The sequence below is a fragment of the Streptomyces sp. 2114.4 genome, from assembly GCF_900187385.1.
Lineage (GTDB): Bacteria > Actinomycetota > Actinomycetes > Streptomycetales > Streptomycetaceae > Streptomyces > Streptomyces mooreae.
Map to the genome: position 1 here is coordinate 2,756,778 of NZ_FYEY01000001.1, position 25,251 is coordinate 2,782,028.

At 71.4% G+C, this 25,251-nt stretch carries 22 protein-coding genes and 1 tRNA gene; 13 read left to right on the forward strand and 10 right to left on the reverse strand.

The annotated features are described in order from the left end of the window. Positions 1–36: 36 nt before the first annotated feature. On the reverse strand, positions 37–330 hold the full coding sequence (locus tag CFW40_RS11905) for a hypothetical protein (protein ID WP_088797760.1): 294 nt from the start codon (positions 328–330) through the stop codon (positions 37–39). A 363-nt stretch (positions 331–693) separates the two neighbouring features. On the opposite strand from CFW40_RS11905, the gene CFW40_RS11910 reads away from it, so the two are divergent. Together CFW40_RS11910 and CFW40_RS11915 are read left to right on the forward strand one after the other, a co-directional pair. Beyond that, entirely contained in the window at positions 694–2,145 is a 1,452-nt protein-coding gene (locus CFW40_RS11910; protein WP_088797761.1) for a hypothetical protein, read from the forward strand. An 11-nt stretch (positions 2,146–2,156) separates the two neighbouring features. Next, the gene (locus CFW40_RS11915) at positions 2,157–2,645 is read left to right on the forward strand and encodes a hypothetical protein (RefSeq protein ID WP_088802064.1); all 489 of its coding nucleotides are present in this window, start codon (positions 2,157–2,159) and stop codon (positions 2,643–2,645) included. A 60-nt stretch (positions 2,646–2,705) separates the two neighbouring features. Here the strand turns inward: CFW40_RS11915 and CFW40_RS11920 are convergent, their stop codons facing one another. From CFW40_RS11920 to CFW40_RS11930, 3 genes are all read right to left on the reverse strand, one after another. Beyond that, the gene (locus tag CFW40_RS11920) at positions 2,706–3,620 is read right to left on the reverse strand and encodes an acyl-CoA thioesterase II (protein ID WP_088797762.1); all 915 of its coding nucleotides are present in this window, start codon (positions 3,618–3,620) and stop codon (positions 2,706–2,708) included. A 19-nt stretch (positions 3,621–3,639) separates the two neighbouring features. Beyond that, positions 3,640–4,797, reverse strand: a complete 1,158-nt coding sequence (locus tag CFW40_RS11925) for an acyl-CoA dehydrogenase family protein (RefSeq protein WP_088797763.1) — start codon at positions 4,795–4,797, stop codon at positions 3,640–3,642. Positions 4,798–4,979: 182 nt separating this feature from the next. Further along, positions 4,980–5,636, reverse strand: a complete 657-nt coding sequence (locus CFW40_RS11930; protein ID WP_088797764.1) for a TetR/AcrR family transcriptional regulator — start codon at positions 5,634–5,636, stop codon at positions 4,980–4,982. Positions 5,637–5,771: 135 nt separating this feature from the next. On the opposite strand from CFW40_RS11930, the gene CFW40_RS11935 reads away from it, so the two are divergent. From CFW40_RS11935 to CFW40_RS11950, 4 genes are read left to right on the forward strand one after another with little or no spacing between them, the layout of a single operon-like run. Next, complete coding sequence (locus tag CFW40_RS11935) at positions 5,772–7,403, forward strand: carboxyl transferase domain-containing protein (RefSeq protein WP_088797765.1); 1,632 nt, start codon at positions 5,772–5,774, stop codon at positions 7,401–7,403. Between the two features lie 17 nt (positions 7,404–7,420). Then, on the forward strand, positions 7,421–9,436 hold the full coding sequence (locus CFW40_RS11940; RefSeq protein ID WP_088797766.1) for an acetyl-CoA carboxylase biotin carboxylase subunit: 2,016 nt from the start codon (positions 7,421–7,423) through the stop codon (positions 9,434–9,436). Further along, positions 9,433–10,374: a hydroxymethylglutaryl-CoA lyase gene (locus tag CFW40_RS11945; protein ID WP_088797767.1), complete on the forward strand. Its 942-nt coding sequence runs from the start codon at positions 9,433–9,435 to the stop codon at positions 10,372–10,374. The genes CFW40_RS11940 and CFW40_RS11945 overlap by 4 nt, the downstream gene beginning before the upstream one ends. Before the next feature lie 5 nt (positions 10,375–10,379). Then, complete coding sequence (locus CFW40_RS11950) at positions 10,380–11,534, forward strand: acyl-CoA dehydrogenase family protein (protein WP_088797768.1); 1,155 nt, start codon at positions 10,380–10,382, stop codon at positions 11,532–11,534. A gap of 153 nt (positions 11,535–11,687) precedes the next feature. Here the strand turns inward: CFW40_RS11950 and CFW40_RS11955 are convergent, their stop codons facing one another. Beyond that, positions 11,688–13,292 carry a beta-N-acetylhexosaminidase gene (locus CFW40_RS11955; protein WP_088797769.1) on the reverse strand — a complete coding sequence of 535 codons (1,605 nt, stop codon included), beginning with the start codon at positions 13,290–13,292 and terminating at the stop codon, positions 11,688–11,690. 189 nt (positions 13,293–13,481) lie between these two features. On the opposite strand from CFW40_RS11955, the gene CFW40_RS11960 reads away from it, so the two are divergent. Further along, a complete protein-coding gene (locus CFW40_RS11960) occupies positions 13,482–13,772 on the forward strand; it encodes a hypothetical protein (RefSeq protein ID WP_088797770.1) in 291 nt (96 codons plus the stop codon). Positions 13,773–13,838: 66 nt separating this feature from the next. Then, positions 13,839–15,668 (forward strand): glutamine--fructose-6-phosphate transaminase (isomerizing), encoded by a 1,830-nt coding sequence (glmS, locus tag CFW40_RS11965; RefSeq protein WP_088797771.1) that lies wholly within the window; start codon positions 13,839–13,841, stop codon positions 15,666–15,668. Positions 15,669–16,175: 507 nt separating this feature from the next. Here glmS and CFW40_RS11970 read toward each other — a convergent pair. Beyond that, positions 16,176–16,697, reverse strand: coding sequence for a universal stress protein (locus CFW40_RS11970; RefSeq protein ID WP_088797772.1), 522 nt, complete (start codon positions 16,695–16,697; stop codon positions 16,176–16,178). A 367-nt stretch (positions 16,698–17,064) separates the two neighbouring features. Between CFW40_RS11970 and CFW40_RS11975 the strand changes: the two genes are divergently transcribed. From CFW40_RS11975 to CFW40_RS11990, 4 genes are all read left to right on the forward strand, one after another. Then, positions 17,065–17,370 (forward strand): hypothetical protein, encoded by a 306-nt coding sequence (locus CFW40_RS11975; RefSeq protein WP_256331500.1) that lies wholly within the window; start codon positions 17,065–17,067, stop codon positions 17,368–17,370. 349 nt (positions 17,371–17,719) lie between these two features. After that, positions 17,720–19,006 carry a GlxA family transcriptional regulator gene (locus CFW40_RS11980; RefSeq protein WP_088797774.1) on the forward strand — a complete coding sequence of 429 codons (1,287 nt, stop codon included), beginning with the start codon at positions 17,720–17,722 and terminating at the stop codon, positions 19,004–19,006. A gap of 5 nt (positions 19,007–19,011) precedes the next feature. Then, positions 19,012–19,629, forward strand: coding sequence for an oligoribonuclease (gene orn / locus CFW40_RS11985; protein ID WP_088797775.1), 618 nt, complete (start codon positions 19,012–19,014; stop codon positions 19,627–19,629). Between the two features lie 165 nt (positions 19,630–19,794). Continuing rightward, positions 19,795–19,870 (forward strand) — tRNA-His (locus CFW40_RS11990). Between the two features lie 103 nt (positions 19,871–19,973). On the opposite strand, the gene CFW40_RS11995 is transcribed toward CFW40_RS11990, so the two are convergent. Beyond that, the gene (locus CFW40_RS11995; protein WP_088797776.1) at positions 19,974–20,624 is read right to left on the reverse strand and encodes an NAD(P)-dependent oxidoreductase; all 651 of its coding nucleotides are present in this window, start codon (positions 20,622–20,624) and stop codon (positions 19,974–19,976) included. 122 nt (positions 20,625–20,746) lie between these two features. Here CFW40_RS11995 and CFW40_RS12000 point away from each other — a divergent pair, with 122 nt between their 5' ends. Then, positions 20,747–21,658: an AraC family transcriptional regulator gene (locus CFW40_RS12000; protein ID WP_088797777.1), complete on the forward strand. Its 912-nt coding sequence runs from the start codon at positions 20,747–20,749 to the stop codon at positions 21,656–21,658. A gap of 155 nt (positions 21,659–21,813) precedes the next feature. Here CFW40_RS12000 and CFW40_RS12005 read toward each other — a convergent pair whose 3' ends face one another. The 3 genes from CFW40_RS12005 to CFW40_RS12015 all read right to left on the reverse strand — a co-directional run bounded on the left by CFW40_RS12005 (position 21,814) and on the right by CFW40_RS12015 (position 25,179). Then, complete coding sequence (locus CFW40_RS12005; RefSeq protein WP_107440500.1) at positions 21,814–22,869, reverse strand: chitinase; 1,056 nt, start codon at positions 22,867–22,869, stop codon at positions 21,814–21,816. A gap of 187 nt (positions 22,870–23,056) precedes the next feature. Next, positions 23,057–24,490: a HAMP domain-containing sensor histidine kinase gene (locus CFW40_RS12010; protein WP_088797778.1), complete on the reverse strand. Its 1,434-nt coding sequence runs from the start codon at positions 24,488–24,490 to the stop codon at positions 23,057–23,059. Next, positions 24,487–25,179 (reverse strand): response regulator transcription factor, encoded by a 693-nt coding sequence (locus CFW40_RS12015; RefSeq protein WP_088797779.1) that lies wholly within the window; start codon positions 25,177–25,179, stop codon positions 24,487–24,489. The genes CFW40_RS12010 and CFW40_RS12015 overlap by 4 nt, the downstream gene beginning before the upstream one ends. Positions 25,180–25,251: the final 72 nt, after the last annotated feature.

Here is a 25,251-nt window from a genome sequence, read left to right on the forward strand (position 1 = left end):
CCTCTCCTTCATGCAGTGCGTGGTGCTCTGCACTTGCTACCCGCCGGCGCTCAGCCGCGCACCCCTGCTCTCCGCGACACGACGCACGCCCCGCAGCGCCGCGCTCAACTGCTCCCCGAGAAAACGGAGTTGCCGATCCGTCGCCGTATCGTCCCCGAGCATGTCGGCCGCATGATCGAGCAACCCGTCCGCCATCTCCAGCTGCACGTCTTCCATCCGGTCCGCGACCCGGGATAAGCCGCTCTCACCTCTGCCGTCACTGAGCAGGATGCAGGTCTTGCCGTCGGGGCTCACCCACGGCAACAGGCGCGTGGTCGGTGGCTCGCTCATCGGGCGACCACCTCCATCGCGCACACTGCGACGCCAACACCGCAGGTACTACGACAGGTGCAGTGGATTCCCTCCGCCTGGATTCCCTGCGACCGGTGGCATCCCGGCGAGGCAGGCAGTAACGGCCGCACCAGCGATTCGAAGAGGCGGGCGCGACAGTTCAGCTGATGGTTGTTTTCGGTCTCTTGATGCGTTCTCACGACACTCCCTGCGGATTGCCCGGCTTGATTGAGTTCCTGTTGAGAATCACGCAGGGGAGTCAATTGCTCTATGACCAGCGGGTATTACCGAGGCGGTCATACCCTCGTTACCGGTGTGGCATGACATTGCAACGCGTCTAAGATCGCTCTGGAAGTTGGTCTCGTGGAAGCCACCACCCCCGGCCCACTCGCCCCACATGTCCTTGACCGAGAAGACATGCGCCGAGCCCTGGCAGAGCACGACTTCGCGGCCGCCTTCACCCTGGTCAAGAAGTACGGCGGTCTGTCCCAGAACCGTATTGCCCTCGCCTGTCAGCTCACGCCCGGCAAGGTGTCGACGATCATCGCAGGTACGCAACGGGTCACCAGCTTCGACGTGATCTGCCGAATCGCCGATGGCCTCCGGATTCCTGGTGCTCTGCTCGGCCTGGCTCCGCGTGTATGGGAACAAGAACGAGAGGCGCCATCGAGACGAGGAGAACCCCCCGGTGAAAGACCTCATACCCGAGAGGCTCCATGGCGGCCGGACGCCACGGTGGCTCTTGCCGCAGACCTGACGAGGAGCGATCTCCTGATGGACCGACGCGAGGCAACGCGAGCGCTCGCCGGTGTCGCCCTGACCGGCGCGGCACTACTCGACGACTTGGAGGGCTGGCTCCAGCCTGCCGCGGCAATCGAGCCTCCCGCGCGACGCGGGCGCTTGGGCCTGGAAGAGGTGGCGGAACTGGAAGGCACGGCGCGCGCATTCCGGTCTTGGGGCCACAGGTTCGGCAGCGGCCTGCGGAGCAAGGCAGTGCTCGGGCAACTGAACCAAGTAGCAGGGTATCTGGAGGAACACCAGCCACCCGGAGTCGAACACCGCCTGCACCAGGTCATGGCTCAACTCGCGGGAACCGCGGCCACAATGGCATGGGACTCCGGGCTGCAACGTCGGGCGCAGGAGTACTACCGGCTTGCGCTGCGTTCCTCACACGCGGGGAATGACGTGGTCTTCGGCGCCAATGTCCTGGCGGGGATGGCGCGGCAGATGCTCTGCCGCGACCGGCCGCAAGACGCTCTGGAACTGGTGCGCCTGGCACAGGACGGTTCCCGCACAGCAGCCGGCCCCCGAGTACGGGCCATGCTCCACACGCGCGAGGCATGGGCCTATGCGTCCCTTGGACGTGTATCCGCGTTTCGTCGGGCCACCGATCAGGCAGCCGATGCGCTCAGCACGGCGGAACGCGATCAAGAACCTTACTGGGTCGCGTACTTCGACGAGGCTGAGCTCGCCGGTGTTACCGGCGGGCGCTTGCTTGACCTCGCGCGCCACGATCCGAGCACGTACGCCGAGAATGCAGCGAACAAGATGCGGAACGCTCTCGCCCGGCGTGGTCCGGAGGCGGGGCGCAGCCATGCGCTGGACAGGATCGGCCTCGCAGAGTGCCACTTCCTCGTCGGCGATATCAGGGGAGGAGTGGAGCAGGCACATCAGGCTGTGGACGCTGCGACCCATACAAGGTCGGAAAGAGTGCGTGCACAGTTGAACCATCTGTATCCGTACACGGTCGGTCACGGTGTCTCGAATGCCGTCCGCGAGGTACGGGCCAGAATCCGCGACCTACTGTCACATTGAGGGGTATGAGCGTGACCACCATTGCCGTAACCGGGCACATGGACCTGACGGAAGACAGCGTTCCCCTGGTCCGTGCGGCACTCGACGAGCTTCTGAAGCCCTACGCCAGGGGAGAGCTGGTCGGCGTTTCGTGCATTGCTGCCGGCTCCGACTCGCTCTTCGCCGAGGCCGTGCTCGCCATTGGCGGGCGCCTCGTCGTCGTGCTGCCCTCCCAGGACTATCGCCAGGCCAAGGTCAAGCCGCACCATGCCGAGACCTTTGACCGGCTGGTCGGGGCGGCCGATGAGGTATTCGTGCTGCCGCATGCCACCGCGAATCGGCAGGCCTACGAGTCGGCGAACCGCGCACTGCTGGAACGTGCCGACCGACTGGTCGCGGTGTGGAACGGGGAGCCGCCTTCGGGCAAGGGCGGGGGTACCGCCGATGTGGTGGCGGAGGCAAGGGCGACCGGGCTGCCGGTCGACGTGGTGTGGCCGGTGGGTGCCGCGCGGCGGGGATGAGCACTCGTCGGGGCGCGACGCCCTGTGGGGGCCACACCACGCTCCCCCGGGGGACACCCGCTACCCCCGCGGCACCCGAATAACCCCCTCCTGAATCACCGAAACCGCCAACGCCCCCTCCGCCGTAAAGATCCGCCCCTTGCCCAGCCCCCGCCCCGCCTGGGCGGTGGGCGACTCCTGGTCGTACAGGAGCCAGTCGTCGGCGCGCAGTGGCCGGTGGAACCACATCGCGTGGTCCAGGCTCGCGCCGACCACGTCGCCGACCGCCCAGCCGCCGCGGCCGTGCGCGAGCAGGATCGAGTCCAGGAGGGTCATGTCGGAGACGTAGGTGACCAGGCAGATGTCGAGCAGGGGGCGGGTGACGGTGTCGCCGCAGTCGGCGCCGTCGGCGAGGGCCTTGTCCAGGTCGCCGTTGGTGCGGAACCAGACCTGGGAGCGGGGCTCGCGTACCTCGCCGACGGTGGCGTAGGGCGGCTCGTCGACGTATCGCAGGTCGATCGCGGCCCGGGCCTCCAAGAGCCGGTCGGCGACGGCCGGGGTGAGGTACCGGCCGGCGTGCCGCGGAAGGATCTCGGCGGGGGTGGGCAGGGTCAGCGGGTCCGGCGCGGGCGGCATCGACTCCTGGTGCTCCAGGCCCTGCTCGTGGACCTGGAAGGAGGCCGAGAGGTGGAAGACCGGCTGGCCGTGCTGGACGGCGACGACCCGGCGGGTGGTGAAGGAGCGGCCGTCGCGGATCCGGTCGACGGTGTAGACGATGGGCGCGCCGGGGTCGCCGGGGCGCAGGAAGTACGCGTGCAGGGAGTGCGGCGGACGGTCCTCGGGGACCGTGCGGCCGGCCGCGACCAGGGCCTGGGCGGCGACCTGGCCGCCGAAGACCCGGGGCACGACCGAGGCGCGGCTCTCGCCGCGGAAGATGTCCCGCTCGATCCGCTCCAGGGCGAGCAGATCGAGCAGGGACTTCAGTGCGTCGTTCACGTGCACGGTGCCTTACGGCCTAGAGGCCCATGGACTTGGCGATGATGGACTTCATGACCTCGCTGGTGCCGCCGTAGATGCGGTTGACGCGGTTGTCGGCGTAGAGGCGGGCGATCGGGTACTCGTTCATGTAGCCGTAGCCGCCGTGCAGCTGGAGGCACCGGTCGATCACGCGGTGCGCGACCTCGGTGCAGAAGAGCTTGGCGCTCGCGGCCTCGGCCGGGGACAGCTCGCCCGCGTCCAGGGCCTCCAGGGTGCGGTCGGCGACGGCCTGCGCGGCGTCCACCTCGGCCTGGCAGGCGGCCAGCTCGAACTTGGTGTTCTGGAAGGAGGCGACGGTCTTGCCGAAGATCGTGCGGTCCTGCACGTACTCCTTGGCGAACCGGACGGCCGCCGCGGCCTGCGCGTAGGCACCGAAGGCGATGCCCCAGCGCTCCGAGGCGAGGTTTTGGCCCAGGTAGGCGAAGCCCTTGTTCTCCTCGCCCAGCAGGTCCTCGACCGGGACCTTGACGTCGACGAAGGCGAGCTCGGCGGTGTCGGAGGTCTTCAGGCCGAGCTTGTCCAGCTTGCGGCCGACGGAGTAGCCCTCGGCCTTGGTGTCGACGGCGAAGAGGGAGATGCCGAAGCGGCGGTCGTCCTCCTTCGGCGCGGCGGTGCGGGCGCAGACGATCACGCGGTCGGCGTGCACGCCGCCGGTGATGAAGGTCTTGGCGCCGTTGAGGACGTAGTGGGTGCCGTCCTCGGAGAGCTTCGCGGTGGTCTTCATGCCCGCGAGGTCGGAGCCGGTGCCCGGCTCGGTCATCGCGAGGGCCCACATCTCCTCACCGGAGACGAACTTCGGCAGGAAGCGCTTCTTCTGCTCGTCGGTGGCGAGCATCTTGATGTACGGCAGGCCGAGCAGCACGTGTACGCCGGAGCCGCCGAAGGTGACACCCGCACGGGCGGTCTCCTCGTACATCACGGCCTCGAACTTGTACGAGTCGATGCCCGCGCCGCCGTACTCCTCGTCCACGCGGATGCCGAATATGCCCAGCTCGGCGAGCTTGTAGTAGAAGTCGCGCGGCGCCTGGCCCGCGGCGAACCACTCGTCGTACACCGGCACGACCTCGGCCTCGATGAAGGCCCGCAGGGTCTCCCGGAACGCCTCGTGATCCTCGTTGAACACCGTACGGCGCATGCCATGGCCTCCTTAGACCGCCGCGTCTGGCTAAGCGCTTGCTCAGCTTCTCTCCGAAGCGAAAGCTACCCGCCAGTCACTAAAGCTGTCCAGAGGAGAACGGCGCCCGGTGGGCGACGCCACATCCCGCCCCGCGCGCGCCACAGCCCCGTCCCGAAGCGCCACACCCCGCCCCGTGCGCACTACGCCCCCGGCACACCCACCGCGACCGACTCCCCCGCCGCCGGCTCCCCGCCCGCCGGCTCCCCGGCCACCGCGCCGAACGCCCCCAGCGCCAGCCGGTGCAGCAGTTCCGCCATCTCCGTACGGCCCGGGAGGGCGCCCGGGCGGCCGAGGTGCGGGGTGGAGTTGAGCAGGCCGAAGACGGCGTGCACCGCGGCGCGGGCCCGGGCTTCGGAGGGGAGCGGGTGGACCCGGCGGACGACCTCCACCCACAGCTCCACATACTCCCGCTGGAGCCGGCGGACCCGCTTGCGGTCGGCCTCGCGCAGCCGGTCCAGCTCGCGGTCGTGCAGGGTGATCAGCGGCCGGTCGTCCAGCGCGAAGTCGATATGGCCCTCGATCAGCGCGTCCAGCACCGCCTCCGGGCTCTCGCCGCCCTCGGTCACCCGCATCCGGCCGCCCTCCAGCAGCCGCTCACTGATGCCGACCAGCAGCTCGGCGAGCATCGCGTCCTTGCCGGCGAAGTGCCGGTAGAGGCCGGGTCCCGAGATGCCCACGGCCGCCCCTATCTCGTCCACGCCGACGCCGTGGAAGCCGCGCTCCGCGAAGAGCCGGGCCGCCTCCTTGAGGATCTGCTCGCGGCGACTGGTCGGGGCTGAGGCCTGCGCATTACTCATGCCGTCGATTGTAGACAGCCGGGTTAGTGGTCGTTAACCTGACAGCAGATGTGGTTAACGCCCATTAACCCGGATGGCCCGGCCGCCGCGGACCGCGGCACCGGGACGGTCGACCGAGCAAGGGGGCTCGTAGTGATGGAGCAGGCACCGGTGCTGGGGAGTACCGCCGATCCGGCGTCCGACTCCTGGCGGGCCAACGAGGCCGCGCACCGCGAGCTGGCCGCCGAGCTGCGCGAAAAGCTCGCCGCGGCCCGGCTGGGCGGCGGCGAGAAGGCCAGGGCGCGGCACACCGCGCGCGGCAAACTGCTGCCCCGCGACCGGGTGGACGCCCTGCTGGATTCGGGCTCGCCGTTCCTGGAGCTGGCGCCGCTGGCCGCGGACGGGATGTACGGCGGGGCCGCGCCGGCCGCGGGCGTGATCGCCGGCATCGGCCGGGTCTCCGGCCGCGAGACGGTGATCGTCGCCAATGACGCCACGGTCAAGGGCGGCACCTACTACCCGATGACGGTCAAGAAGCATCTGCGGGCGCAGGAGATCGCCCTGGAGAACCGGCTGCCCTGTCTCTACCTGGTGGACTCCGGCGGCGCCTTCCTGCCGATGCAGGACGAGGTCTTCCCCGACCGGGAGCACTTCGGGCGGATCTTCTACAACCAGGCGCGGATGTCGGGGGCCGGCATCCCGCAGATCGCCGCGGTCCTCGGCTCCTGCACGGCGGGCGGCGCGTACGTCCCCGCGATGAGCGACGAGGCCGTGATCGTCCGCAACCAGGGCACGATCTTCCTGGGCGGGCCGCCGCTGGTGAAGGCCGCCACCGGCGAGGTGGTCACCGCCGAGGAGCTGGGCGGCGGCGAGGTGCACGCCAAGACCTCCGGGGTCACCGACCATCTCGCCGAGGACGATGCCCATGCGCTGCGCCTGGTGCGCAGCATCGTCGGCACCCTCGGCGAGCGCGACCCCCTCCCGTGGACCGTGCGGACGGTCGAGGAACCCAAGGCCGACCCGGCCGGGCTGTACGGGGTGGTCCCCGCCGACTCCCGTACGCCCTATGACGTCCGGGAGGTGATCGCCCGGCTGGTGGACGGCTCGCGCTTCGCCGAGTTCAAGGCGGAGTACGGCACGACGCTGGTCACCGGCTTCGCCCATCTCCACGGCCACCCGGTCGGCATCGTCGCCAACAACGGCATCCTGTTCTCCGAGTCCGCCCAGAAGGGCGCCCACTTCATCGAGCTGTGCGACCAGCGCGGCATCCCGCTGCTGTTCCTGCAGAACATCTCCGGCTTCATGGTGGGGCGTTCGTACGAGGCCGGCGGCATCGCCAAGCACGGCGCGAAGATGGTGACGGCGGTGGCCTGCACCCGCGTGCCCAAGCTGACCGTCGTCATCGGCGGCTCCTACGGGGCGGGCAACTACTCCATGTGCGGCCGGGCCTACTCCCCCCGCTTCCTGTGGATGTGGCCGAACGCCAAGATCTCGGTGATGGGCGGCGAGCAGGCCGCCTCCGTCCTCGCCACCGTCAAGCGCGACCAGCTGGAGGCGCACGGCGAGGAGTGGAGCGCCGAGGACGAGGCCGCCTTCAAGGCGCCGGTGCGCGAGCAGTACGAAACCCAGGGCAACGCCTACTACGCGACCGCGCGGCTGTGGGACGACGGCGTGATCGACCCGCTGGAGACCCGGCAGGTGCTGGGCCTGGCGCTGACCGCCTGCGCCAATGCGCCACTGCCCGAGAAGGACCGCACCGCGCCCGGCTACGGCGTCTTCCGGATGTGAGAGGGATGTCCCCAGCAATGGCCACCAATTTCGACACCGTGCTCATCGCCAACCGCGGCGAGATCGCGGTCCGCGTCATCCGCACCCTGCGCGCCCTCGGCATCCGCTCGGTCGCGGTCTTCAGCGACGCGGACGCCGACGCCCGCCACGTCCGCGAGGCCGACACCGCCGTCCGCATCGGCCCGGCCCCGGCCACCGAAAGCTATCTGTCCGTGGAACGGCTGCTGGACGCGGCCGCCCGGACCGGCGCCCAGGCGGTCCACCCGGGCTACGGCTTCCTCGCCGAGAACGCCGCCTTCGCCCGCGCCTGCGCGGACGCCGGACTGGTCTTCATCGGCCCGCCCGCCGACGCCATCGAGCTGATGGGCGACAAGATCCGGGCCAAGGAGACGGTGCGGGAGGCCGGCGTCCCGGTCGTCCCCGGCTCCTCGGGCAGCGGGCTGGACGACGGCCAACTGGCCGCCGCGGCCCGGGAGATCGGCATGCCGGTGCTGCTCAAGCCGTCCGCGGGCGGCGGCGGCAAGGGCATGCGGCTGGTCCGCGAGGAGGCGCTGCTGGCCGACGAGATCGCCTCCGCCCGCCGCGAGGCCCGCTCCTCCTTCGGCGACGACACCCTCCTCGTCGAGCGCTGGATCGACCGGCCCCGGCACATCGAGATCCAGGTGCTGGCGGACGGCCACGGCAACGTCATCCACCTCGGCGAGCGCGAGTGCTCCCTGCAGCGCCGTCACCAGAAGGTCATCGAGGAGGCCCCCTCGGTCCTGCTGGACGAGGCGACCCGCGCCGCGATGGGCGAGGCGGCGGTACAGGCGGCCCGCTCCTGCGGCTACCGCGGCGCCGGGACCGTCGAGTTCATCGTCCCGGGCAAGGACCCGGCCTCCTACTACTTCATGGAGATGAACACCCGCCTCCAGGTCGAGCACCCCGTCACCGAGCTCGTCACCGGCATCGACCTGGTCGAGTGGCAGCTGCGGGTCGCGGCCGGCGAGCACCTGCGCCATACCCAGGACGACATCACCCTCACCGGGCACGCCATCGAGGCCCGGATCTGCGCCGAGGACCCGGCCCGCGACTTCCTGCCGACCGGCGGCACGGTGCTGGCGCTGCACGAGGCCGAGGGCGACGGGCTGCGCACGGACTCCGGCCTGTCCCGGGGTGTGGAGGTCGGCAGCCGCTACGACCCGATGCTGTCCAAGGTCATCGCCCACGGCCCGGACCGGGCGAGTGCGCTGCGCCGGCTGCGGGCCGCGCTGGCCGGGACGGTCACCCTCGGGGTGACCACCAACGCCGGTTTCCTGCGGCGGCTGCTGGCCCATCCGGACGTGGTCTCCGGTGAGCTGGACACCGGGCTGGTGGAGCGCGAGGCGGCCGGGCTGGTCGACGGCGGGGTGCCGGACGAGGTGTACGCGGCGGCCGCGGCGGTGCGGCAGGCCGCCCTGGAGCCGGTGGTGGACGGGGGCGGCTGGCGCGACCCGTTCGCCGCGCCGAACGGCTTCCGCCTCGGCGGCGAGCCCGCCCCGGTCCGCCACTGGCTGCGCGTCCCCGGGCACGACCCGGTCGCCCATGACGTACGGCCGGGCCCGGACGCGTCCCGGCAGGTCACACCGGACCACGTCCGGGTCACCGTCGACGGGGTGCTGCACACCTTCCACCGCAGCGGCGACTGGCTCGGCCGGGACGGCGACTCCTGGCAGGTGACCTCGTACGACCCGGTGGCCGCGGCGCTGCGCGGCGCCGCCGGGGCCCATGGCGCGGACACCCTGGCCGCCCCGATGCCCGGCACCGTCACCGTCGTCAAGGTGGCCGTCGGCGACGAGGTGGCCGCGGGACAGGGCCTGCTGGTGGTCGAGGCGATGAAGATGGAGCACGTCATCTCCGCGCCGCACGCCGGCACCGTCACCGAACTCGACGTCACCGCGGGCAGCACCGTCGCCATGGACCAGATCCTGGCCGTGATCACGCCGCACGAGGACCCCGACGGGGCCGACGCGCCCGCGGCGGCGTCCGGGGACGAGCAGGGGGGCGCCCGATGACCGCGGCCGGACTGCCGATGGAGGTCACCGCGGAGGGGCTGCCCGCCCGCGTACGGATCCATGAGGTCGGCGCGCGCGACGGTCTGCAGAACGAGCAGGCCGTGGTGCCCACGGAGATCAAGGCGGAGTTCATCCGCCGGCTCACCGGCGCGGGCCTGCCCACCGTCGAGGCCACCAGCTTCGTCCACCCCAAGTGGGTGCCCCAGCTCGCCGACGCCGAGCAGCTGTTCCCGCAGCTGGACGGCATCGACCCGCGCCGGCTGCCCGTCCTGGTGCCCAACGAACGCGGTCTGGACCGTGCGCTGGCCCTGGGCGCCCGCCGGATCGCGGTGTTCGGCAGCGCCACCGAGTCGTTCGCCAAGGCCAACCTCAACCGCACGGTCGACGAGGCGCTGGCGATGTTCGCGCCGGTCGTCGCGCGGGCCAAGGACGCCCGGGTGCAGGTCCGCGGCTACCTCTCGATGTGCTTCGGCGACCCCTGGGAGGGCCCGGTGCCCGTCGCGCAGACCGTCCGGGTCTGCCGGGCGCTGCTCGACCTGGGCTGCGACGAGCTGAGCCTGGGCGACACCATCGGCGTGGCCACCCCCGGTCATGTGCAGACCCTGCTGGCCTCCCTCAACGAGGCCGGCGTGGCCACCTCCCGGATCGGCGTGCACTTCCACGACACCTACGGGCAGGCCCTCGCCAACACCTTCGCCGCGCTGCAGCACGGCGTCACCACCGTCGACGCCTCGGCGGGCGGCCTCGGCGGCTGCCCCTACGCCAAGAGCGCGACCGGCAACCTCGCCACCGAAGACCTGGTGTGGATGCTGCACGGCCTCGGCATCGAGACCGGGGTCGACCTGGACCGACTGGCCGCCACCAGCCTGTGGATGGCGGACGTCCTGGGACGGCCGAGCCCTTCCCGCACCCTTCGCGCCCTCTCCCACAAGGAGTGACCCTCATGTCCCTGGACCACCGTCTGCCCGACGAGCTGGAAGAACTCCGGCGCACCGTCGAGGCGTTCGCGCACGACGTCGTCGCCCCGAAGATCGGCGAGTACTACGAGCAGCATGCGTTCCCGTACGAGATCGTGCAGGAGATGGGCCGGATGGGCCTGTTCGGCCTGCCGTTCCCCGAGGAGTACGGCGGGATGGGCGGCGACTACCTCGCGCTCGGCATCGCCCTGGAGGAGCTGGCCCGGGTCGACTCCTCGGTGGCCATCACCCTGGAGGCCGGCGTCTCGCTGGGCGCCATGCCGCTCTACCACTTCGGTACGGAGGAGCAGAAGCGCGAGTGGCTGCCCAAGCTGTGCAGCGGCGAGATGCTCGGCGCCTTCGGCCTGACCGAGCCGGACGGCGGCTCTGACGCGGGCGCGACCCGCACCACCGCCGTACGGGACGGCGGGGACTGGGTGATCAACGGCAGCAAGTGCTTCATCACCAACTCCGGTACGGACATCACCGGCCTGGTCACGGTCACCGCCGTCACCGGCCGCAAGGACAACGGCGCCCCGCTGATCTCCTCGATCATCGTCCCGTCCGGCACCCCGGGCTTCACGGTCGGCGCCCCGTACTCCAAGGTCGGCTGGAGCGCTTCGGACACCCGCGAGCTGTCGTTCTCCGACGTCCGGGTCCCGGCCGCCAACCTGCTGGGCGAGGAGGGCCGCGGCTACGCCCAGTTCCTGCGGATCCTCGACGAGGGCCGGATCGCCATCGCGGCGCTGGCCACCGGCCTGGCCCAGGGCTGTGTGGACGAGTCGGTGCGCTACGCCAAGGAGCGGAAGGCCTTCGGCCGCGCGATCGGCACCAACCAGGCCGTCCAGTTCAAGCTCGCCGACATGGAGATGCGCGCGCACACCTCCCGGCTGGCCTGGCGCGATGCCGCGTCCCGGCTGGTGCACGGCGAGCCCTTCAAGAAGGAGGCCGCGCTCGCCAAGCTCTACTCCTCCGAGATCGCGGTGGACAACGCCCGCGAGGCCACCCAGATCCACGGCGGGTACGGCTTCATGAACGAGTACCCGGTCGCCCGGATGTGGCGCGACGCCAAGATCCTGGAGATCGGCGAGGGCACCAGCGAGGTCCAGCGGATGCTGATCGCCCGGGAGCTGGGCTTCTGACGGCGGGGCCCGTCGGGGGCGGGCGAACGGATCCCGTAGGGGTCCGCGATGCCCCCTGCGGGGCCACAACGCGGCGGGGCCGGGAAGGTATTCCCGGGCCCGCCGCGCCGCTCCGGCGCGTCACACGCCCGGCGCGTCACACGCCGCGGCATGTCACCGCGCCGGCCAGGGCACCTCGGGAGAGCGGTAGTAGTTCATCCCCAGCGCGTCCCAGCGGGGCCCCTGGGCGGCCAGCCGCACCTTGTAGTCGTCCCAGTCGTGCGTGGACGCCGGCGACCAGCCCAGCTCGGCGATGCCCGGCAGCCGCGGGAAGGCCATGTACTCGATGTGGGCGGTGGTGGAGAGCGTCTCCGACCACAGGGGCGCCTCGACGCCGAGGACGGAGTCTGCGGGCGCGTCCTTGAGGTAGCTGCCGGGGTCCCAGTCGTAGGAGCGCTGGACACCGACGTAGCCGGCCCAGGCCAGGCCCAGCGGCGTGTTCTTGTCGTACTTCATGTCGAGGTAGGCGCGGTCGGCGGGCGAGAGGATCAGCCGGGTGCCGTTCCTGGCGGCGTCGGCGACCTGTTGGCGCTCGGCCGCGCCCGTCTTGTCATAGCCCCAGTACTGGGCGACGGCGCCCTTCGCCGGGTGCGCTCCGGTCAGCTGGTGCCAGCCGATCGCGGTCTTGCCGTACTTGGCGACCACCGGCTGCACCTTGTCCATGAAGGTCACGTAGTCCGCATGGCTGGTGGAGTGCGCCTCGTCACCGCCGATGTGGAGGTAGCGGCCGGGAGTCATGGCGGCGAGTTCGCGCAGGACATCGTCCACGAAGTCGTACGTCTCCTTCTTGGGGACGCACAGCGAGCTGAAGCCGACCTTGGTGCCGGTGTAGAGCGGCGGCGCCTGGCCGTTGCAGTTGAGCGGCGCGTAGGAGGCCAGCGCGGCGTTGGTGTGGCCCGGCATGTCGATCTCGGGGACGACGGTCAGATAGCGGGCCGCGGCATAGCGGATGATCTCGCGGTAGTCGTCCTTGGTGTAGTAGCCGCCGGGCCCGCCGCCGACCTGGGTGGAGCCGCCGTACGTCGCCAGCCGCGGCCAGGACTTGATGGCGATCCGCCAGCCCTGGTCGTCGGAGAGGTGCAGATGCAGCTTGTTGATCTTGTACATGGCGAGCTGGTCGATATACCGCTTGACCTGCGCGACGGTGAAGAAGTGCCGGGAGACGTCGAGCATCGCGCCGCGGTAGGCGTAGCGCGGGGAGTCGGCGATGGTGCCCCCGGCGATCCGCCAGGTCCCGCGCCGGGCGCCCGTCCGCTCCACGTCGGCCGGCAGCAGCTGCCGGAGCGTCTGCACGCCGTGGAAGAGGCCGGCCGGGCGGGCGGCGCTGATCGTGACCGCACGGGCGCCCGAGGTGAGCCGGTAGCCCTCGGCCCCCAGCCCCTTGGTGCCGCTGCCGCCGAGCCGGAGGACGATGCCGTCCCGGCCGTCCTTGGTGGTCACCGGGAGGCCGAAGCCGGTGGCGGGCCGCAGCAGCCCCGCCAGATAGCCGGCGGCCCTCCTGGCCTCGCCGGAGCCGCCGGGCACGCGGATCCGGGTGCGGTCACCGAGGGTGTACGCGTCCCCGGTGGCGTGCACGGACGCGGGCGCGGGGATCACCCGGTCCAGTGGGGTGGCGGCCGGGGCGTCGGCGTGCGCGGCGCCCGGTGGCGGCAGGGCGGCGGTTCCCAGCCCCGCCGCCGCGACCAGCAGCAGCGAGAACAGCAGTCTGCGTCGTCTCATCGACGGTCCCTTCGGCGAACCTTGTGCATGACGTGGTGCATGGCATGGAGCGACCGAACGGTGACCATGCGTACCGTGAGCCTCGATTCGGGTCAAGGTGTAGACCACTTTCCGGCCGCCGATTCAGTGACGTGCCCGATATCGGGCAGATTTCTTGCGTATCCGCGCGGCGCCCCGCAATATCGACAGGTGCTCGAACGCCGTAACCGCAGCGCCGATGCGCCGCACGATGACCTGGTGGACCACCTGGTGCGCAGCACACCGCTGCAGCGCGGTGAGGCCGCCCGGGTGGTGCTCGATGTGCTGGCGTACTTCGACGAGACGACGGAGGAATTCGTCCGCCGGCGCCATCGGGAGCTGCAGTCCCACGGACTGCGCAACGAGGAGATCTTCGACCGGATCCGCCACGAGATGCCGCACCGCGCCGTGGCCCCGCCCGATCTCTCGACCCGCCAGCTGCGCCGCCTCGTCTACGGCTGACGGCCACGCCCGGGGCGCCGGGCGGCACGAACCATTGCCACAACGTTCTTCTCGGAGGGTCACTGTATGTGCGGGATCGTCGGCTATATCGGCAAACGTGATGTTGCTCCGCTGCTCCTGGAGGGCCTGCAGCGCCTGGAGTACCGCGGCTACGACTCGGCGGGCATCGCCATCCACGCCAAGGGCACCGGCAAGGCCTCGGGCGGCCTGAAGACCGCCAAGGCCAAGGGCCGGGTCCGGGAGCTGGAGTCACGGGTGCCGAAGCGGTTCGCCGGCACCACGGGCATCGCGCACACCCGCTGGGCCACCCACGGCGCGCCCACCGACGAGAACGCCCACCCGCACCTCGACACCGAGGGCAAGGTCGCCGTCGTCCACAACGGCATCATCGACAACGCCGCCGACCTGCGCGCCCGGCTGACCGCCGAGGGCGTCGAGTTCGCCTCCGAGACCGACACCGAGGTGCTGGCCCACCTGATCGGCCGCTCGCAGGCCGAGAAGCTGGAGGAGCGGGTCCGCGAGGCGCTGCGGCACATCGAGGGCACCTACGGCATCGCCGTGCTGCACACCGACTTCCCCGACCGGATCGTCGTCGCCCGCAACGGCTCCCCGGTCGTCCTGGGCATCGGCGAGCACGAGATGTTCGTCTCCTCGGACGTCGCCGCGCTGGTCTCGCACACCCGCCAGGTCGTCACCCTCGACGACGGCGAAATGGCCACCCTCAAGGCGGACGACTACCGCACGTACACCACCGAGGGCTCGCGGACCACCTCCGCCCCGGAGACAGTCGAGTACGCGGCCGAGTCGTACGACCTGGGCGGCCACGACACCTACATGCACAAGGAGATCTCCGAGCAGGCGGACGCGGTGGACCGCGCGCTGCGCGGGCGGATCGACGACCGCTTCTCCACCGTGCACCTCGGCGGCCTGAACCTCGACCCCCGTGAGGCGCGCGGGGTGCGCCGGGTGAAGATCCTGGGCTGCGGCACCTCGTACCACGCGGGCCAGATCGGCGCCCAGATGATCGAGGAGCTGGCCCGTATCCCCTCGGACGCCGAGCCGGCCTCCGAGTTCCGCTACCGCGACCCGGTCGTGGACCCCGACACCCTCTACGTGGCGGTCTCCCAGTCCGGTGAGACCTACGACGTGCTGGCGGCCGTCCAGGAGCTCAAGCGCAAGGGCGCACGGGTGCTGGGCCTGGTCAACGTGGTCGGCTCGGCGATCGCCCGGGAGACCGACGGCGGCATCTACGTGCACGCGGGCCCCGAGGTCTGCGTGGTCTCCACCAAGTGCTTCACCAACATGGTGGTCTCCTTCGCCCTGCTCGCCCTGCATCTCGGCCGGATCCGTGACCTGTCCGTCGCGGACGGCAAGCGGATCATCGAGGGCCTGCGCAAGCTGCCCGCGCAGATCGACGAGATCCTCAAGAGCGAGGAGGACATCAAGCAGCTGTCGGCCGCCTACGCGGACGCCAAGTCGATGATGTTCATCGGCCGGGTGCGCGGCTACCCGGTGGCCCGCGAGGCCTCCCTGAAGCTCAAGGAGGTCTCCTACATCCACGCCGAGGCCTACCCGGCCTCCGAGCTCAAGCACGGCCCGCTGGCCCTCATCGAGCCAGCGATGCCGACCGTGGCGATCGTCCCGGACGACGACCTGCTGGAGAAGAACCGCGCCGCGCTGGAGGAGATCAAGGCCCGCAGCGGCCGCATCCTGGCCGTCGCGCACCAGGAGCAGGAGAAGGCCGACCACACCATCATCGTGCCGAAGAACGAGCCCGAGCTGGACCCGATCCTGATGGGCATCCCGCTGCAGCTGCTCGCCTACCACACGGCGTTGGCCCTGGGCCGGGACATCGACAAGCCCCGCAACCTCGCCAAGTCCGTCACGGTGGAGTAGCAGCCGCGCACGCGGGGGGGGGCGCTCCGGGGTCGCCGTGGCGCATCCCCGCCCCACCCCGCCGAAGCGGCATGTGAGCCCCCCCGGCGGCGAACGACCACCTCCGCGAATGCGGCGCCGGTTCAGGCGCAAGAGCAGCGGCTCCGCGCGTGCCACCAGCGCGCGGAGCCGCCGCCTCCCCTTTGCCGGCGTCGCCCATACGCCGGCGGGATGCCGCCGCCCCGGGGAACCGTCACTTCCCGGCCGGCAGCACGAAGTTGCCGTGCGCGCGGCCGCCGGGCCCGTGACGCGGCGCGCCCACGTGACCGTTTTCTACCCTTCCGCGGCGCACAATTCACCTGCGCACGCGGGCAGAAATGCGGCTGCACAGGACCCTCATGACGCCCCCTCAACTGTGCGCGAGCCGCGGAGAGTTGATCATGCCGGGGGGCGGGACTGCGCGGCGCGCCGGGGTGGCGCGTCAGGGTGGCGCACGACGGGGTGAGGAGACGGCGCGTGACAGGCGCGTCAGGGGATCACTATCACCGGGCGCTGCGCCCGGCGGGCGAGCCGGCCGGCCACCGAGCCGAAGATCCGGCCGACGATGCCGTGGGTGGAGCCGACCACGATCGCGTCGGCCTCGTACTCCTGGCCGACTTCCTCCAGCTCGTGGCAGATGTCGCCGCCGCGCTCGACGAGGATCCAGGGGACCTCGGTGAGGTGATCGGCGCAGGCCAGCTCCAGACCGAGGACTTCGGTGCGGTGATCCGGCACGTCCACGAAGACCGGGGGCTCACAGCCCGCCCAGACGGTCGTCGGCAGCCGGTTGGCCACATGGACGATGATCAACCCGGAGCCGAGGCGCCGGGCCATACCGATTGCATACGCCAATGCCCGCTCGCTCGACATGGAGCCGTCGAAGCCGACCACGACGCCGTGCCGGAACGCGGGGTCGCAGGAGTGGCGCGTCTTTTCCGCCGCTTCGAGGTCCGCCATCGGATCGGCGACCTGCTTGCGGTCCGCGGGTTCGGGGATTTCGTGACCGGCCATTGGTGTCTCGGCGAGGGCGTCCTCTTACGGAGGGGCGAACGGGGAACGGCGATTGACTTGATCCGGCAGTTGACTGAGCTGGCTCGATCGAGGTGCGGGAGCCATAGTTCAAAGAGGAACGATACGACTGGGAATCATCTTCCCAACCCGATACCCCAAGAGTACGGCGCCACTCCCCCGCTGCCCAGAGCCCGCCGCGGACGCGGGGCGCCCGTGCGAGGTGGGGTGGGGGCTCGAACGTTCCCCGGAGCATGCCGGAGCGTGGCCCGGATGGCAATGCCCCGGCCTGCCCCCGTACGTACCCCTCACGGTGACCCGTGATCGCCGCCGGCGTTGTAGTAGCAGCCCGATCCGAGGGGAGCACACGGTGCCGTTGCCGTCCGACAGATCACCCGACCCGGTGAGCGATGTCATGCGCTGGGGCGCCTTCAGTTGTGCCCTGGTGCCCTTCGTACTGATCATCAGCGGCGCTTCCTGGGCCGGCGCGGCCGGCACCGCCGCCGGTCTGGCCGCGGTGACCTGCGCCTGCCGCGCCCTGCTGCGGCAATCCGAACGGACCGCGGCGCGGATCCGCGTGCGCGAGACCGGAAGGCACCGGGACCAAAGGGCATATATGGGGACGACGGCGCAGGGCGGCGGTCGGCACTCCGAAGGGCGTACGCCGGTCGACTGAGGCGCTTGCAAGTCTGCGCGCGACCGTTTTCAGCCAACTTCCGGCCGAGGTCCACACCTTGCCCCGAACCCCCCTCAACCCTGGTGTGAGCAGGGAGGAAAGGACCGCTGGGCATGGTTGTGCCCTACTGCGAACGGGCAGAGCCGAGACGCGTACTTCCCATGTAGGCCCGACGAGTGGAACGCTTCGTGATCGAATGCTTCGCGCCAAGTTGCCATATCGACATACCAGCGGGTGGTGAACTTGGCACTCCATCCTCACGGAACACAGTAGATTCGATCTTGGTAGTAACGGCGGGGGAACTGTGCAGGACCGAGAGGGCGAGACGACCGAGGGGGGCTTAAGTGCCATGAGCCAGGACTCCGCTGCCGTACCAGATGCCGCACGCAAGCTCGCCGCCCGACGACGCCGCGAAATAGTCGCGGTGCTCCTCTTCAGCGGCGGCCCCATTTTCGAGAGCTCCATTCCGCTCTCGGTCTTCGGCATCGACCGACAGGACGCAGGCGTTCCGCGGTACCGGCTGCTTGTGTGCGCGGGCGAAGATGCGCCTTTGCGCACGACCGGGGGGCTCGAACTGTCAGCCCCCTACGGGCTGGAGGCGATCTCCCGTGCCGGGACGGTCGTCGTACCGGCCTGGCGCTCCATCACCCAGGCGCCGCCGCCCGCGGCGCTCGACGCGCTGCGCCGCGCGCATGAAGAAGGGGCCAGAATCGTCGGGTTGTGCACGGGGGCGTTCGTCCTCGCCGCGGCCGGACTGCTGGACGGCCGTCCGGCCACGACCCATTGGATGTACGCGCCGACGCTCGCCAAGCGTTATCCGTCCGTCCATGTGGATCCCCGCGAGCTCTTCGTCGATGACGGCGATGTGCTCACGTCCGCGGGAACGGCGGCCGGCATCGACCTGTGTCTGCACATCGTGCGCACCGACCACGGCGCGGACGCCGCCAACGCGCTGGCCCGCCGGCTCGTCGTGCCGCCGCGCCGCACCGCCTCCGATATGGGGCACCAGCGCTACCTCGACAGGTCATTACCTGAAGAAATCGGCGCCGACCCGCTCGCCGAGGTCGTCGCCTGGGCGCTGGAACATCTCCACGAGCAGTTCGACGTGGAGACGCTGGCCGCGCGCGCGTACATGAGCCGCCGCACCTTCGACCGGCGCTTCCGGTCCCTGACGGGGAGCGCTCCGCTGCAGTGGCTGATCACTCAGCGGGTGCTGCAGGCCCAGCGGCTGCTGGAGACCTCCGACTACTCGGTGGACGAGGTCGCGGGGCGCTGCGGCTTCCGCTCGCCGGTCGCCCTGCGCGGCCACTTCCGCAGGCAGCTGGGCGCCTCGCCCGCCGCCTACCGGGCGGCCTACCGCGCACGGCGGCCGCAGAACGGGGCACCCGAGCCCGCGCTCAGACCGGAGCGGGCCGAGCGCGCCGAGCGGCCGGAGCGTGAGCGGGCGGCCCTGGGGGCGGGCGCGGAGCGGTTCACCGCCGCCGCGCTGGCCGGCCACGGCCTGGCCTCCGCCGAAGCGGGCGAAGCGGGCAAACCACAGTCGGATGTGTACGCCTCCCGGCTGCCGGAAACCGCGGTGGGGAGGGGAAGCGTCCGCCCCGTGCTGCCCGGGCAGCGCGAGCGCCCCGTAGGGTGAGATGTATGAACGATCGCATGGTGTGGATCGACTGCGAGATGACCGGCCTCTCGCTGGCGAATGACGCGCTCATCGAGGTGGCCGCTCTGGTCACCGACTCGGAGCTGAATGTGCTGGGCGACGGGGTGGATGTGGTGATCCGGCCCCCGGCCGAAGCACTCGGCACCATGCCGGAGGTGGTGCGCCAGATGCACACCGCCTCCGGGCTGCTGGAGGAACTGGACGGCGGCACGACGCTGGAGGCGGCCGAGGCACAGGTGCTTGCGTACATCAAGCAGCATGTGCCGGAGCCGCGGAAGGCGCCGCTGTGCGGCAACTCCGTCGGCACCGACCGCGGCTTCCTGCTGCGGGACATGCCGACGCTGGAGGACTACCTCCACTACCGGATCGTCGATGTCTCGTCCGTGAAGGAGCTGGCCCGGCGCTGGTATCCGCGGGCCTACTTCAACAGCCCGGACAAGAGCGGCAACCACCGGGCGCTGGCGGACATCCGTGAATCCATCGCGGAACTGCGCTACTACCGGGAGGCGGTCTTCGTGCCGCAGCCCGGCCCCGACTCGGACACCGCGAAGGCCATTGCCGCCAAGCACGTCCTTCCTGCTGAGCCGCAGTCCACGCCGTAGTGCGGCGCAGCAGGGCGCGTGTCGTGCGGGCCCCGGCGGGTGCGCCGTGACCCGCACGACACGCCCTCGGCCCCGGGACACGAAACCTGGGCGCGAGCACCCCTTCGGACCCTGTACACTTTTTCTCAGCCGGTGGGGAAAAAGAACCACACAGCACCGGTCATGGTGGGTATAGCTCAGCTGGTAGAGCACCTGGTTGTGGTCCAGGATGTCGCGGGTTCAAGTCCCGTTACTCACCCCACATCAAGGCCCCCGACCTCTGGTCGGGGGCCTTGGCGTTTCTGCGGGCGTGGAAAGCCGGCGCTGCCGGTCGGGGGCAGGTGCCGCTGTCGTGGGGCCGGGCCTCAGTAGCCGACGGTGAAGCGCTCGCCGACGTGGCGGGGCTGCTCTATTTCGTCGACGACGGCGACGGCGTAGTCCTCGGTGGTGATCCGGCTGGCGCCCCCGGCGTCGGTGATCAGGTCGTCGAGGGCGGTGCGGTAGCTGCCGGTGCGCTCGCCGGGCTCGATGGTGGCGGCCGGACTGAGGCTGGTCCAGCGCACATCGGAGACGGAGCGGTAGAAGTCCAGCGCATCGCCGTGGGCGTGCATGATCTCCAGCAGGAAGGCGGGCAGGCCCTCCGCGTCCCAGACCCGTGCGCCGTCCGGCGTGCGCAGCGAGCCGGCGCCGCCGACGGAGATCAGCCGGGGTGCCGTGTCGCCGAGGGTGCGCAGCCCGGCGACAAGGGACTCGGCGGCGGGCCTGATCGTGGCGGTGTGGCCCGGTCCGTCGCCGCCGCCGACCGCGCTGACCAGGACGTCCCGGCCCTGGGCCACGGCGGCGACGGACGCCGGGTCGAGGGCGTCGCCGGTGATCACGGTCAGGTCCGGGTGGCTGACGGTGATCTTCGCGGGGTCGCGGACGACCGCGGTGACCCGGTGGCCGCGCCGCAGGGCCTCGTGGAGGATGCGGCTTCCGATGGTGCCGTTGGCCCCGAAGAGCGCGATCGTGGACATGGTGGTCTCCCAGCTGCTGTGTACGTCCGGGTGTGGACTTCCGTTTTTCGTCAGCGGTCCCGCTGACGTCTTCTACGCTAGGGGGACCAACAGGGCATTTCGGGGTGCTGAGGGGACCGGTGATGGTGAAAATGCGACAGGAGAGCCGGGTGCCGTCGCCGGAGATCCCGGAGGTGGCGTTCTCGGCGCCGGCCGGGCGGCCGACGGGGGTGGAGGTGCTGACGCTCGCGGAGCTGCGGGCGCGCGCGGACGCCTGTCAGCTGTCCGCCCCGCACCGCCCCGGCTTCCACCATCTGCTGGTCCTGGACGGCGGCCGGCTGGTGCACAGCGTCGACTTCCGCGAGCACGTCCTCGCGCCGGGCGATCTGCTGTGGTCGCGACCCGGGCAGGTCCAGCACTTCGGTGATCTGACGGGCGCGGAGGGGCGGCTGGTGCTCTTCGAGGCCGGCTTCCTGGATCCGGCGACCGCGGCCGCGGCCCGGGTCGAGGACTGGTACGGGCCGGCCGTACGGCATCCGGCGGGCGCCGCGGCCCGGGGCGTGGACGCGGCGATGCGGCAGCTGCACGGGGAGTTCGGGTCGCTGGGCGGGCTGCCGCTGGAGATCCATCTCGAGGTGCTGCGGCATCTGCTGGCCGTCCTGGTGCTGCGGGCCGCGCATCCGGACGGGGAGGCGGACGGGGCCGGGGACGGGTCCTGTGCGGCGAGCGCGGCCTATCTGCGCTTCCGGGACGCAGTGGAGCGGGACTTCACCCGCAGCCGCCGGGTCGCCGACTACGCCCGCGCGCTGGGCTACGCCCCGCGCACCCTCTCCCGCGCCACCGAGGCCGTCGCCGGGGTGGGGGCCAAGGAGTTCATCGACCGGCGGGTGGTGCTGGAGGCCAAGCGGCTGCTGGCGCACGGCGACCGTTCCGCGGCCCGCATCGCGGACCGGCTGGGCTTCGCCGACGCCCCCAACTTCAGCAAGTTCTTCCAGCGGCAGACGGGCACCACCCCGATCGCGTTCCGCACGGCGGTACGCAGCGGCGCGGCCTGAGAGCGCGGGCGGCGGGCGGGAGTTGGGGCGGGCGGGGCGCACGGGCGGCGGCCCGTGCCGGGTACGCGGGCGGCGGGGCGCAGCGGTAGGGGGATTCCCGCTGCGCCCCGCCTCTCGGGCGAGCGGTCCGGTGGGGGCCGGGCCGCCGGTGGGGGTCAGCCGGTGTACTTGGCGAAGGCCTTGGTGAAGTCCAGCGGCTTCTGCTGGACGGAGCTGCAGGTGGGCTGCGCCGAGGTGGCGGCACCGCCCGGGCAGGCCTGGTCGCGGGTGGCGGACCACATCGACAGCCAGGCCAGGTGCTTCTTCTTGGCGAACTTCACCAGCTGGGTGGCGTCGTCGGCCCGGAAGACCTCGTTCTGCACGTCGTTGACGCCGATCATCGGGGTCACGGCCACGGTCCTCCAGGCGGCCGCCTCGCTCAGGCCGAGCGCCTTCTTGAGCTGGCCCTGGGTGGCGGTGGCGGCCTGGATCGCGTAGGTGCCCATGTCGCCGCTGTAGGAGGCGCCGTAGTCCATCGCCATGATGTTGACGGCGGAGATCTTGACGCCGTTCTTCTTGGCGTCGGCGACCAGGTTCACCCCGTCCTGCGTCAGGCCCTCGGGCATCACCGGCAGGGTGAAGGAGACGTCCAGGCCGGGGTGCTTCTTCTGGAGCTGGGTGAGGGCGCGGGCGCGGCGGGTGTTGGCGGCGGTGTCGGGCAGGGCGCCGCCCTCGATGTCGAAGTCGGCTTTGGTGAGCTTGAACCGGTCGATGACCTTGCCGTAGGCGGCGGCCAGTTCGTCCGCGGAGCCGCAGGCCGCCCCGAGCTCGGTGCCGGTGGCACCGCCGAAGGAGACCCGGACGTCGCCGCCGGCCTTGCGCAGGGCGGGTATCTGCCGGGCCACCTGGTCGTTGCCGAGCTCACCGGAGCCGCCCCACTTGGGGGTGCAGCCGCCGCCGGAGGTGACGAAGGCGAGGTGGAAGTTCTTGACCCCGGTCTTCCGGGCGGTGCCGGCCAGGTCGTGGGCGGGGGCGAGCGAGGTGTCGACGTACGGGGCGAAGCCGGCGGCGGCCTTCGGGGCCTGCGCGCCGGCGGTGGTCCGCGGTGCCTTGGCGGCCAGGGCGGACCCGGCGACGGCGAAGGCGCCGCCGGCCGCGACCAGGACGGCGGCGCCGCTCACGATCAGCTGGGTGGTGCGGCTCTTGCGCCGGCGGTGTGCCGAAGAACTCATCTCGTGCCTGCCTGTCGTCACGTGGAGGGGGAGGGGTGCACCGTGGTGTGTCCCGCACGCTAGCGGCAGGGAAACGGACAAATGGCGGTAATCGCACGGAGGTTGGGGGACTTAGGAGCGCCTTAAGGAAGCGGAAGGGAGTGGTTAAGAAGCAGGGGCGGAAACCCCGCGGGGGGGGGGGGGACGGTCAGGAGCCGGTGCGCGCGGTCCGCCGGCGCCGGACGCCGAGCGTGCGGCGCAGCCGGTGGCCGCGGCGGGCGCCGGTGCGGGCGCGCCGGTCGTCCAACGCCAGCCAGACCCGGACCTCGGTGCCGCCGAGGACGGAGCGGCCGATGCGCACATCGCCGCCGGTGGACTCGGCCAGCCGTCGCACGATGTCCAGGCCGAGGCCGGTGGAGCCTCCCCCGGCTACCGCTGGGCGGTGCCCCCGACCGCCCCCGCCCGACCAGCCGCGGCGCAGCGCCGCGTCCGGGTCGTCGATGCCGCCGCCGGCGTCCGAGACCAGCACGATCACCGCGTCCTCGGCGTTGTGGACATCGACCGCGAAGGCGGTGCCCTCGGGGGTGTGGCGGAAGACGTTGCCGAGCATTGCGTCCAGGGCGGCGGCGAGTTCGGGGCGGGCGACGGGGACGCGTACGGGGCGGTCCGCACCGGCGACGCGGACGGTGCGGCCCTCGTCCTCGGCGAGCGCCGACCAGAAGTCCATCCGTTCGCGGATCACCTCGGCGGCGTCACAGCCCGCCGCAGCGGCGGCCTGCCGGGTCTGGGCCTTCTGCTCACGAGCGGTGCGGATGATCTGGTCGACCTCGCGCTCCAGTTGCTCGACGGCGGCCCGGGTCTGCTCGGCGGCCGAGGTGTCGCCGAGGGAGGCGGCGTTGAGCCGCAGGACGGTCAGCGGGGTACGCAGCCGGTGCGAGAGGTCGGCGGCCAGTTCGCGTTCGTTGGCGAGCAGTTGGACGACCTGGTCGGCCATGGCGTTGAAGGCGCTGGCCGCGGACCGCAGTTCGTGGGGGCCGTCCTCCGGAACGCGGACGCCGAGCTTGCCCGTGCCGAGGTCGTGAGCGGCGCCGGCCAGCCGCTTCGCGGGCCGCACCATGCGGGTGCCGAGCCGGTCGGCGACGGCGACCGAGCCGATGATCAGCGCGAGGCCGACCCCGGCGAGCACCACCCAGGAGGTGGCGACTCCCTTGGTGAGCGCCGCGTCGGGGACGAAGACCTCGACGACCGCGATACCGGACGCGACGGCGGTCGGCTGAAGCAGCGCGGAGCCGCCGGGGACCGGGGAGATGGAGGCCCGGCCGAGCTTGGCCGCGGCCGCCACATCCGCTTGTGCCGCGCGCCGGGAGCCGAGCTCGGCGGGCTTGCCGTTCCGGCCGCCCGCCGGGACGTGCACGCCGATCCGGCCGCCGGGGCCGGTCTCGGCACTGGCGACGGCGCGTTCGAGCTGGGTGCGGTCGGTGGTGATGGCGAGGACCGGGCCGATGGTGGCGGCCTGCCGTTCGGCATTGGAGTAGGCGCGGTCGCGGGCCAGCTCCTTGACGACCAGTCCGAGGGGGACGGCGAACGCGACGACGACCATGGTGGTGACGGCCAGCGCCACCTTGACCAGGGCCCATCTCATCGCGGCGGCTCCAGCTTCACGCCCACGCCCCGCAGGGTGTGCAGGTACCGGGGCCGCGCCGCGGTTTCGCCCAGCTTGCGGCGCAGCCAGGACAGATGGACGTCGATGGTCTGGTCGTCGCCGTAGGACTGCTGCCAGACCTCGGCGAGGAGTTCCTTGCGGGGGACGACGACGCCGGGGCGCCCGGCGAGGAAGGCCAGCAGGTCGAACTCCCTGCGGGTCAGATCGAGGGTGGCGCCGTCCAGTTCGGCCTGCCGGCGCAGCGGGTCGATGGACAGGCCGCCGACCCGGATCACTCGTGAGGGCGCCTTGGCACCGGCCGCGGCGGCCCGGGAGCGGCGCAGTACGGCCGTCATCCGGGCCGACAGGTGCTCCACGGAGAACGGCTTGGTGAGGTAGTCGTCGGCACCGTCGTTCAGCAGCCGGACGATGTCGGCCTCGTTGTCGCGGGCGGTGGCGATGATCACGGGGACATCGGTGATGCCGCGGAGCATCTTCAGCGCCTCGCCGCCATCGAGATCGGGGAGGCCGAGGTCGAGGATGACGACGTCGAAGCCGACGTGCGCCACCTCGCGGAGCGCTTCCAGAGCGGTACCGACGCTGCGTACCGTGTGGGCGGCCTCGGTCAGATGCCGGATCAGAGCCGAGCGTACGAACTGGTCGTCCTCGACGACGAGCACACGTGCCATGGGCGGCACCGTACGCCATTCGGGCGGGGGCCTTGCCCGAGGTTGACAGCGGGACGGCGCACTCCGGCGCGC